At 38.2% G+C, this 8296-nt stretch carries 3 protein-coding genes and 1 riboswitch; all 3 genes read right to left on the reverse strand.

Going from position 1 to position 8296, the window contains the following annotated elements:
* Positions 1 to 71: 71 nt before the first annotated feature.
* The 3 genes from NFR29_RS03855 to NFR29_RS03865 all read right to left on the reverse strand — a co-directional run bounded on the left by NFR29_RS03855 (position 72) and on the right by NFR29_RS03865 (position 7535).
* On the reverse strand, positions 72 to 2777 hold the full coding sequence (locus NFR29_RS03855; protein WP_251423510.1) for an autotransporter family protein: 2706 nt from the start codon (positions 2775 to 2777) through the stop codon (positions 72 to 74).
* A 68-nt stretch (positions 2778 to 2845) separates the two neighbouring features.
* Positions 2846 to 4840, reverse strand: a complete 1995-nt coding sequence (locus tag NFR29_RS03860) for a TonB-dependent receptor plug domain-containing protein (protein ID WP_251423513.1) — start codon at positions 4838 to 4840, stop codon at positions 2846 to 2848.
* A gap of 94 nt (positions 4841 to 4934) precedes the next feature.
* The gene (locus NFR29_RS03865; RefSeq protein ID WP_251423516.1) at positions 4935 to 7535 is read right to left on the reverse strand and encodes an autotransporter family protein; all 2601 of its coding nucleotides are present in this window, start codon (positions 7533 to 7535) and stop codon (positions 4935 to 4937) included.
* 106 nt (positions 7536 to 7641) lie between these two features.
* A riboswitch (cobalamin riboswitch) is annotated at positions 7642 to 7812 on the reverse strand.
* Positions 7813 to 8296 lie beyond the last annotated feature (484 nt).

Genomic DNA, 8296 nt, shown 5'->3' on the forward strand with positions numbered 1-8296 from the left:
ACGAGCCTATACTCGTATTAGCTTGTTCTTTTAAGTGAATTATTATTCTTTTAAAGAGAATGATTGTTCAATTAAAACATATATTTTAGCCCTAGAGAAATAGCTCTTGCATTTCCATGAGAACCACCAATATCCGTATAGCCTTCCACATATACATTAAAGTTATCATGGAACGTATAGTTAGCCCCTACTAATAAACTAGCCCAAGTGTCTTGGATATCAACATTAGTCGATTTCATACCACCATCTAGAGCCTTATAAGTAGTACTAGCCTCACCATCAAATTCATGAAGCACACTTAATCGACTGTAGATCCTACTATTGTTGTTGACTTTACCAATTTCAATACCAAGACGACCAACCATACTATTCATAGCATCCTGTTCGATACGCATACCATCACTACCTCTATAAGCAGTCAATTCAGTATCATTTAATCGACTATAGATTAACTCACCTTGTGGTTCAATATAAAATGATCCTTTATGAAAGCGTTTGCCATATTGACCTGATACGCTAAAACCATATGTTTTATAGTCAGCAGTTAATCTTTCACCAATTTCATTATATACAGATATGTCATTGCTAAGGCGCCCGAAGCTTGCACCTAAATCAATATAAGCGTTACCCATTTTTTTAGTGCCATAAGCGCCTAAACTAACTGATTTCACATCAGAAGTTCCGCCGTACAGGAATTCACCTTTGCTTGTATCATAAGTGATCTCTGCTCCAGCACGCCAACCTTTGCCAACAATGCCATCATATCCTAATGTATAGCTATGGCTAGTAATATCTACGTCAAGGCCATGGTTATTATAATCCCATTTTCCATGACGAGTACTCGTCCAAACCCCAGTTTCAGCACCATCTCTAAGTTCAAACAACCGATTGTGCTGATGTAATGCACCATTTCTCCACGCTAGAGCAGCTGTTGTAAAACTAGACCTCAAACCTTGCATAATTGGAGTTTCATAAGAAAGCACCCTTGGTGGTGTCACTGGTGGATTTACCGGCGGCGTTACTGGCGGTGTTACCGGCGGATCTACTGGCGGTGTTACCGGTGGGTCTACCGGTGGTGTCACTGGTGGATCTACCGGCGGTGTCACTGGCGGATCTATTGGTGGCGTTACTGGCGGGTCTACTGGTGGTGTTACCGGAGGATCTACCGGTGGTGTCACTGGCGGTGTTACCGGTGGGTCCACCGGCGGATTTACTGGAGGCTTCACTGGTGGTTCAGTATACACATAAGTGCCTACACCCTCATCTGTAAATGTAATAGGTTTTACATCTGCTTCAATAGTTGATGCTGTTAACCCTGAAGCCAATTGCACACGGCCATTTAAATTTCTCTCACCATTACGATATGCTTCATATAGCAATTTATTAGCTAGCGTATTCAGTGCACCCGTAACAATCTCTGGTTTGGTCCGATCAATGCCTTGACTTGATGTAGATAACGTCAGTTGCGCCCCTTTAACAGCTCGCTCTACAGTAACATTCCCTGCTTTATAATCACTAGCATGTTGCCCATCTCCCTCATGGTCATACACTAATATGGAGTGCCCAGCCATATTACCAATCCGAATCGGTCTTTCATCCTTTTGTGCAATAACGCCTGCCGAAGCATCCGATATACCACCGACTAAATTGGCAACGAAGCTACCTTCAAATTTATCCCCTGCCGATGTATGCTGTCGATTGATCCAGGTTGCTCCATTTTGTAAATACAATGTTGTAGTTCCTATTTTAGTTTCTTGATAACCTCCAGATCCAAAATCTCTTTTTCCAATATCATAACCGATAAGACCATCTAACTTAGAATCCTTTGTGGTAAGAGCCAAATTTAATATACCTTTATTATTAACGTCTCTAAGCATACCACCAGTGTATTCTATAATAGCTTTCCCTTCTTCTTTGTTAACGATGATATCTCCTGTAATATCAACGTTACTATTTCCTGGGACTTTATCATCAGTTTTCATATTAATATCGACTATACCTCTATCAACTCGTATAGCATGATATTTTTTTGTGAAATCTGAATCCTCAGCAGTTACAATGCGTCCACCTTGAAACGATGTATACGTATTAGCCCCTACATTATGGATTGCTGTACCTTTCACACCTTCTATATCTACATTACCATTGACGATAACACTAGACTTTTCCCCGGTTACTCGAATACCACTAGCGTTAATACCGTTACCACGCCCTCGTATGCCTTCTATATTTCGAATATTCAAATCCCCATTAATGGTAACATCGCTACCTTGACCTATAATAGAAATCCCCGCTGCAGCATCACCCTTAGTTTCGGCTTTATCAATAATTACATTATCATTGATTGTTAAATGTCCATTACCATCAACATAAACCCCATTTGACGCCCTCGTATCTAAATTAGTAGCCGTTAATCGAAGTCCATTACTCGATACATTATCAATCGTAATATATTGATTTGTACCCACATACATAGCAGAAGCAATGCCACCATTAGAACGAGGACCATTAACAGTAAGATGTAAATCTTTGTCATTCACATTCACAATCATTGGATTTTGCTTGCTCACATCATAGCTACCGTAGTTACTATACAAAGCTGCAAGCATGCGCGATCTAGATGTTACATTAGGCTCTGCGATTGTCACATTAGTATGATCTGACAAAGTTTGCCTTGTCGAAATCGCTTCCGTTACATCTGCTGCGTATACAGCAGATACCATTTGACACGCTAAGGCTCCCAATACTAAATATTTAATCCGAACTGATTGTTTCATAGTAATTTACCTATTTAATACACATAGTATATTAATCCCCTAATTATCGATTGCAATGAATTAATTACTTAAAACGTTCCTTTTACACCAACTGTAAAGCTTCGTCCTGGCATAGAATACCAAGTTCCTGGTGCACCACCCCAAATTACATTTGTATGTTCTGCCCACAATTTATCAAATACATTATCTACACGAGCATAAAAAGTATATTGTTTGTTTGGTGAATAATTAACACTTAGATTAAATACAGCAAACTTATCACTTGGCCAACCAGATCCACTACCAGTAGCCTCCAACATACGTTGTGTCGCACTATTCATGCGACGAATAAAATAGAACCCATCAAGACCAGCAGTCAATTTCTTATTCGTATAATACACATTAAAGGTAATTAAGTCTTTTGGATAATAACCACGTGAGAATGTATCTCCAGAAGCATATTGATATAAATGAGACCAACCTACTCGAGCATTCCATTTAGAACCAATTTGTGTCATATACTGTGCTGTCCATCCGCGAGCCACACCATCTGAATAATTTCGATAATGACCATTACCATCATAGCCAATGGTCAATTCATCTTCTGTTTTAAAATAATTCCATGTAAACAAAGAATCCTTACTAAATTGGCGAGAATAACCAAATGATGTCGTTCTACCTTCAGCTGGTCGCAATAAAGCATTGCCGTACCGTGAATCATACAATTGGGTCATACTTGGCAAAATATAAAAATCGCTACGTCCCATATGGATTTTATCTTTTTTAGTTATATCCCAAGCCAATCCATAACTTTTGGACGTGTGCGATGCAAAATTAGCACCATATGTTCCACCAGAAGGATCATCATACCGCAAGCCCCCTGAAAGCGTTACATTAGGAAGCACTTTCCAATCTTCTTGGACAAACCACGAATAATTTTCCATTTTAGGTTTTGTTCGAACTATTCGGTTATTAATACGAGTTGATAACTCTTGTTCAGATTTACCTCTTCCATAATCTAATCCAAAGACTAATGTATGTCGATCCGTAGCAAATGTAACTTGGTCACTCAAAAATGTGTAGGTATAGTCATTCGGGCTCGTTGTATATAAAGGAGTTCCATTGGCCGATTGCGCGTACTGTGATTTTTGATGATTTTGACGGAATGTAAATCGATTAGACCATTTATCATTAAAATAATGTTCGTCTTTCACAGTAAATGATTTCGATTCATACCAGCCTTTGTAATTATTGATATAAATAGGATCTGTACCAGAGAAATTACTCTTCATTTCATCATAGTTGAAAGTCATTTTATTTTTCTTAGACAAATCATACCCGACTTGTAATCCTTGGCTTTTCGTATCACTATGACTTTTCCACGTTACCCCATCCCCATCTTTGATATCACCTTGCAAGCTTTTTGTATAATAGGCCCTATACCCTAAATTGCCTTCTTTCCCTTCTGCTGCAAATCGGTATTTTTCAGTATCGAAACTACCACCAGCTACATCAATAGTGACTTTTGAGCTTTTTGGTGTTTTTGTAATAATATTGATAACACCGCCTTTGGCTCCACTGCCATAGAGTACGCCCGCACTACCTCTCAATACTTCTATGCGTTCGATATTGTCTAAATTGTTAGTTTGTCCTGCATAAATATATCCAGAACTCCCTGATCCTTGGAAGTCTGTCATACGTACACCATCGACAAGAATTACTACATCTTTACTACCGTTAATCCGAATGCCACTAATATTTGCATTTAAACCAGTGCCGCCATAATCCAAAAATTGGACCCCTGGAACGGTACGCAATGCATCATCTAAAGTAGTCATATTCATCGTTTCCATATCTTTCTTAGTGACTACTGATATATCCGCATTAGTATGGTAAATCGTTTCTTTAGTTCTACTTCCCGTTACGACAATAGAATGTACTTCACTAGATGCTTCATTTGTAGGTGCTTGTGAAAGCCCCTTATCATTGCTAGCTACTACACTATCTACGGCCAATGCAACAGAAGATGTAGTCGTCAACATTAACATAGCCAATATTGCTACATATGTGCTTCTTCCTTTCATAATTTGCCTCCTGAGACAACATAATTGCAACTATCAATACCTATCCTATTGGATATGTTTTAAAACCTTCCAAATCCAATGCAATAATAGCTATTTAAAATTTGTGTTTAATACCAAAGCTAGCCTCCCAATCTTTTTGATAGTCCCCGGAAAGGCCTTTACTCACTTCTACATATATATTTGTATTGACACCAACATCATAGTTTGCACCAACTGTAATATCTGTCCAAGTATCATCTAAATCAACAGTTGTTGATTTTTCCCCGCCATCTTTAGCGCTATAGGTACCATGCAATTCCCCAGAAAATTCGTGGTTTACATTAAGACGCCCATATACCGTTCCTTTATTGAAATGAGAACCTACTTCAACACCTAAACGTCCTACGATACTATTGAAAGTATCTTGATCAACTGATAATACATCATTACCTCTTCTAGCCTCAAAAGTATCTCCACTTATACGAGATAATACAACTTGCACTTGTGGTTCTACGTAAGTTTTATTAAAAACAAATCGTTTACCATATTCCCCAGAAATACCATAAGCATTCGTTTTATACGAGCCCGTAGCAGCCCATCCAATTTCATTAAACACAGTAAAGTCATTTCTTAATTTACCACCTTTAACAGCCAATGCTACATAAGAATTATCTTTCATTCTTTTTGTCGCATATGCCCCTAACGTAGTTAATCTCATATCACCACTACCACCATACAAATAATCTGAGTTTCCTCGTTGGTGAGTCACTTCAACCCCAGCTACCCATCCATTCTTAAGTTGTGTATCATAGCCTAATTGGTAGGTTTTATAATCACTATCTATAGTAATCTGATGTCCCGTATACTCAGACTTGCCACCGCTGATCGTCGCCCAGAATCCTGTTTCTTTTCTGTCTCTCCATTTAAACAGATGCTTATGACTCAACATATTATGACGCCATTGCAATGCAGAGTCTGTAATCGCAGAACGAATCCCCTTCATAATTGGTGTCTCTACAGAACCTTGTGTAACAGGAGGCTTTACTGGTGGGTTTACTGGTGGTTTTACCGGTGGATTAACTGGTGGATTCACCGGTGGGTTAACTGGTGGATTCACCGGTGGGTTAACTGGTGGATTCACTGGCGGCTCTACTGGAGGATTGACTGGTGGGTTTACTGGTGGATTAACTGATGGTGCAACATAATAACCTCGACCTTCATCAGTATTATATGAGATATCACCAACTTTCAAAGACGCCGATGACGCAGTCAATCCCGATGCAATGGTAACAGTACCTGCTAAATTACGAATACCGCTAACCGATTCTGGATATACCAATTTACCTGCTAAACCATTCAATGCTTTTGCTACAGTCGTATCATTTTTCATATTAATATTACTATTATCGGTAATCAAATTAATAGAAGAGTCTTCTTTAGCGGAAAGCACTACAAAATCACCTGCTGCATAGTCTGTTGCTAATGATCCGTCATTTTTGTGTTCATATATAACATCTGCAGCACCTTCGTATGTATTAACATAGATTGGTGCCACATCTTTCATTATGATGCTACCTTTTTGACTCTTATTACCTACCAATCTGTTAATATACGAAATCCCGTCATATTGACCATAGTGACTATTACTCGGTGCAGGCATGGAATTACTATCCATTCCATTTGGTCTTGATGCATTAGCATGCGTCCATGTAGCCCCATTTCCAATAAATAGATTCACATCACCTGCATGAGCACCGCCGAAATTATCAACCACACCTTTCCAACTTGAGTTAGGCGTATTTAAACCGATATTAATCGTGCCATCTCGATAGAAATATTCACCTCCAGAACCATTGTGTTCTTTAGCCGCTATAACATTACCAACTAATGTTACATCATTCTGACCTGCTACACCATTTTCCATATTCATATTAATAGTTCCACCATAGGAAGCTAACGAATAATGTGAAAATGTAGGAGTTTCTGGAGTTCGGATAGTCCCACCTTTTATATTGATAATAGCCAAATCTTTATCAGCAATCCCTGGGGATTTGTAAAATGGGTCCGTTTGAACACCAGTACCATCTACATATAAATCTACATTTCCATTGATGTTCATGACACTACCATGAGAAGTCCCCAAATTAATCCCTACTGGTGCCCAACGACTCCCCATATAATTAGGAACCCCACCACTTTTAATTTGCGCTGTTACCCCAGGATTTTCTCCGTCTTTCATAGTTACATTCCCATTAATAGTTAGTGATGTTGCTTTTCCAACCCCTGCTCCTGATGGAGTCGCCGCAATTCCTGCAGCTCCATATTGATCTCCCCGTTGAATAATATCCATATTACCGTTAACAGTAATAGTATCTCCATCTGTTAAAGAAACTGTAGGTGCTGCTAATCCATATCCTAATAGAGTGGCATCCGTTTCCAATTTAAAAGATTTCCCTACAAGCACTAAATTTCCATTGCCATTAGGCTTTCCTGCTACATTTGCCATAAAAGCACTATCAACAATGACATCTTTATTTCCGAAATCAATGGTGGTAATACCTTGATTTTCAGTAACAGTAGCACCATTAATATTCCTTGGTATTGCTGTTAACGATTTGTTCACTGTTACTGTTTCACCTTGTACTACTACAGTTCCACAGCCTAATACTAGAGCTGTACAAACTAATTGTTTTAATCTACGATGATATGATTTCATGCCTTTACTCTCCTATATTAATCCCTAATAAAAAACGCCATTCTAATCATTAGAATGGCGTCAAAAAACTACACGTACTTATACCATTCCGTCTCTCGCAGAATTTTTTGGCATTCTAATATAGGCAGTTCTTCTGGCTCCGCTTCATCGATTGTCTTCCCTTCCCAGTTTCCCAGTGGATATGAAGAGTCTCTCCGCGTTACAGCTACGGGATAGCACAGGTATTTCACCTGTTTCTCTATTAAGCAATATATGCACCTACATTACCATATTAAATTTTGTATAAAAATTATCCTCCTAACTCTATTAATACATCATATATATTTTCCAATGTATAATAATATATTTAAAAAATGCATAATTTCTATTAATTTTAATCATACGCTCATAAAATATAGATGTCAATTAATTTTATTATTATATTTTTTGTTACATATATTAACTTTACGAATATTTATAATATAAAGCGCTATTTTACTTAAAATTATTGATGTATGATTATACGCAATTCAACAGTATCATCGTATTATTGTTTTGGTCAAAATAAAATCAGCGATTGCCTATTACCCCTCGCTGTATATTTTGCCGTTTCTAAATAATCGTATATACTTCTACTCAGTTGATTGGAGACGGCCTATATATAACACAAAAAAGGTCTACCCTTCGGTAGACCTTTTCTTGGTATTAATCAGCGACTTCCTATCCTCCCAGGCCGTCTCCAGCCAAGTACTTTCGGCGTTTATGAGCTTAACTACTGTGTT

The sequence above is a fragment of the Veillonella agrestimuris genome, from assembly GCF_943193065.1.
In the GTDB taxonomy this organism is placed as follows: Bacteria; Bacillota; Negativicutes; order Veillonellales; family Veillonellaceae; genus Veillonella; species Veillonella agrestimuris.

Coding starts and splice junctions, on each gene's coding strand:
- NFR29_RS03855 (WP_251423510.1), bottom strand. CDS start 2,777: ATGAAACAATCAGTTCGGATTAAATATTTAGTATTGGGAGCCTTAGCG.
- NFR29_RS03860 (WP_251423513.1), bottom strand. CDS start 4,840: ATGAAAGGAAGAAGCACATATGTAGCAATATTGGCTATGTTAATGTTG.
- NFR29_RS03865 (WP_251423516.1), bottom strand. CDS start 7,535: ATGAAATCATATCATCGTAGATTAAAACAATTAGTTTGTACAGCTCTA.